The organism is Alicyclobacillus sendaiensis NBRC 100866, from assembly GCF_001552675.1.
Taxonomy (GTDB): domain Bacteria; phylum Bacillota; class Bacilli; order Alicyclobacillales; family Alicyclobacillaceae; genus Alicyclobacillus; species Alicyclobacillus sendaiensis.
In genome coordinates, this window is record NZ_BCRQ01000112.1 from 1 (window position 1) to 2,857 (window position 2,857).

General features: G+C 65.1%; 3 protein-coding genes. All 3 read left to right on the plus strand.

From position 1 onward, the window contains the following. Window positions 1–151: 151 nt before the first annotated feature. From AS26_RS13380 to AS26_RS13385, 3 genes are read left to right on the plus strand one after another with little or no spacing between them, the layout of a single operon-like run. A complete protein-coding gene (locus AS26_RS13380) occupies window positions 152–1,141 on the plus strand; it encodes a YpdA family putative bacillithiol disulfide reductase (RefSeq protein WP_062310582.1) in 990 nt (329 codons plus the stop codon). Between the two features lie 59 nt (window positions 1,142–1,200). Then, entirely contained in the window at window positions 1,201–1,359 is a 159-nt protein-coding gene (locus AS26_RS14505) for a hypothetical protein (protein WP_169793512.1), read from the plus strand. Then, on the plus strand, window positions 1,356–2,813 hold the full coding sequence (locus tag AS26_RS13385; protein ID WP_062310585.1) for a recombinase family protein: 1,458 nt from the start codon (window positions 1,356–1,358) through the stop codon (window positions 2,811–2,813). The genes AS26_RS14505 and AS26_RS13385 overlap by 4 nt, the downstream gene beginning before the upstream one ends. The last annotated feature ends 44 nt before the right edge of the window (window positions 2,814–2,857 follow it).

The window sequence follows — 2,857 nt, forward strand, 5'->3', positions numbered from 1 at the left end:
GGTCCCCCATGAGCCGCGAATGGCTGTTGGCCGTCGCCTGACGATCTCGCCGCGATGGCACGATGCGGCCCCTCAAGAGGTCCCTGGCTCCGTGGTATAATGACATGGATCAGAGATTCACAGACGGAGATTTCCGCTAGGAGCGAGGGCCATGTTCGAAGCGTGTATCATCGGGGCCGGCCCGTGCGGCTTGGCCGTATCCGCCGAGCTGAAGCGGCGCGGCATTTCCCACGTCGTGATCGAAAAATCCTGCATCGTGTCGACCATCTATCGCTTTCCTACGCAGATGGTGTTCAACTCCACGCCGGAACGCCTGGAGATTGGCGACATCCCCTTCTACACGGAGCGAGCCAAACCCACGCGGATGGAGGCGTTGAACTACTACAGGACCGTCGTTCAGCGGCTTGCGCTGCCGGTTCGGCAGTACGAAGAGGTGACGGCCGTCGAGCGCTTGGATGGTGGCGGGTTTCGCATCCTTTCGCGCACGCTCTCCGGTCGGACGCTCGAGACGGAGGCCCGTGCGGTGGTCGTGGCCACGGGTTACTTCGATCATCCCAACATGCTCGGCGTGCCCGGGGAGAATCTGCCGCACGTCACTCACTACTATCGCGATGCCCATCCCTACTACGGGCAGCGCGTAGTCGTCGTCGGCGGCACGAACTCTGCGGCGGAGGCTGCCATCGATCTCCATCGCGTCGGCGCGACCGTGACGCTGGTGCACAGAGGCCCGGCCATGTCCGACAAGATCAAGCCTTGGGTGAAGCCGGACATCCAGAGCCTGCTCGACAAACGGGCGATAGACGCTCATTTTCGCGCGCACGTCGCGGAGATCCGCGCGGACTGCGTTCGCATCGAGACCCCCGACGGCCCGCTTGAGATCCCGTGCGATCACGTCCTCGCGCTGACGGGCTATCACCCAGATACTTCGTTTCTCGAAAGGATTGGCGTCGACGTCTGTCGGGACACGGGCATCCCCGTGCACGACGAGGCGAACTATGAGACGAATGTGCCCGGCGTGTTCGTGGCGGGCGTGGTGGTGTCCGGATTTGACGCCAACCGGATCTTCATCGAAAACGGCCGCCTGCAGGCCCCTCGCATTGCCGACGCCATCGCGTCCCGGATGGCCGCTCATGTGCGCTGAGCTCATCCGGTAAGATGGCCAACCCCTCCCGCATATCGGTCTTTCGGGAGGGGATTGAGATGCGAATTCGCGCCGTCTACGTCTGGGACCCAAAGCGCGAGGCGATTGTGCCGGAGAGCGAGATGGAAGCGCAGGTGGCGGACCGCGTGATGGCCGTCGCCCGTCCCCTTTTGGAGCGCGTGCTCGCGCACCGTGGCAGGCGGGTGAACGAGCCGTGACCGACCGGCACCTGGCGCTCTACGTGCGGGTTTCGACGGAGGAGCAGGCCACCTCGGGTCACAGCCTCAGGGAACAAGAGGAGCAACTCGTGGAATATGCGCGATCCCACGGATTTCCTCGCTACGAACTGTATTGCGACGACGGGTACTCCGGCAAGTCGCTCAACCGCCCGGCGATGGAGCGGCTGCGCGCCGACATCCGCGCGGGAAACGTACTCGGTGTGGTGACGACGCGCATCGATCGGTTGACGCGGAGCGTGGCGGACTTCGCCCGCCTGGTCGAGGAGATGAATCTCCACGGGGTATTTTATCGCTCCACAAGGCAGAATTTCGAGATCTCGACCGCGATGGGGCGATTGGTGGCGCAGATGTTGTCGGTGATCGCGGAGTTTGAGCGCGAGATGATCGCAGAGCGCGTGCATGAAAATCTGCTTGCCATGGCGCAGCGCGGCGAGCTCGCCACGAAGCCGCCGTTTGGTTATCGCCTGGTGAACGGCCGCTTGACGCCCGATCCGCATGAGGCACGATGGGTGCGCGAGGGGGCGCGCCTTTTGCTCACTGGGGCGAGTCCGAGGGACGTCGCCATGGAGTTCAATGCGCTTGGCGTGCGGACGAAGACGGGAAGGCTTTGGACGGATCGCACCGTCCGCACGCTCTTTTCCAACCCCGCGCTCGCCGGTATCTCCGTGTGGAATCGGCGCAAGACGCAGGGTGGACGGCGCACCGAGCGCGAACCCGCCGAGTGGGTGTGTGTCGAAGGCGCGCACGAGGCCATCTTGAGCCCCGAGGAATTCGGCGTGCTGCACCACCTCCTGGAGCGCCGCCGCGCGCTGTCGCCGCGATCGCAGGGCTCGAAGCGCCCATTGGCCGGCATTGCGCGGTGTGGCTTCTGTGGCGGCGCGATGTACGCGGGGTGGCAGGTGACGAAGAGAGGGCGTGAGCCCGAAAAGCGGCCCATCTACCGCTGCGGGCGATACGTCACGGGCGGGGGATGCACGCCCAATCAGGTGGACGCCCGCGCGTTGGAGACGCTGGTGGTGGAGGAACTGCTTCGGCGCGTCCGACACGACCTGGAACCGCTGGTGTTGGCCTATCGGGCGAGTACGGCGTCGAGCGAGTTGCGCGCGTTCAGACGCAAGCGGCGCGTCGCGCTGGCGCGATTGAGCCGGCTTGCGGAAGCATACGCGTCGGGCGTGGTGTCGGACGAGGCGTTCTCCCGCGAGCAGGTTCGCCTGCTGGAGGTGCTGGAGATGTGCGAAGAGGCGGAGGCGCAGGCGGCTCGTCTCTCGGCCTCCGACGGGTGGGACGCATGGGTGAAGGATTTGTGCGCTCGGCTGGCTGGTGATCCTCGTCTACAGCGCGCGTTCCTCCTCGCCGTCGTGCGGGAAGTGCGGGTGTTTCGCCCCAAGCGGTCGCGCGAGGTGGATGTGGATCTCGTGCTTCGGCTCGAGTGACGGGTGCGCACGTCTATCGAGTGCGTACGTCTATCGCGGAGCAT

Coding starts and splice junctions, on each gene's coding strand:
- AS26_RS13380 (WP_062310582.1), top strand. CDS start 152: ATGTTCGAAGCGTGTATCATCGGGGCCGGCCCGTGCGGCTTGGCCGTA.
- AS26_RS14505 (WP_169793512.1), top strand. CDS start 1,201: ATGCGAATTCGCGCCGTCTACGTCTGGGACCCAAAGCGCGAGGCGATT.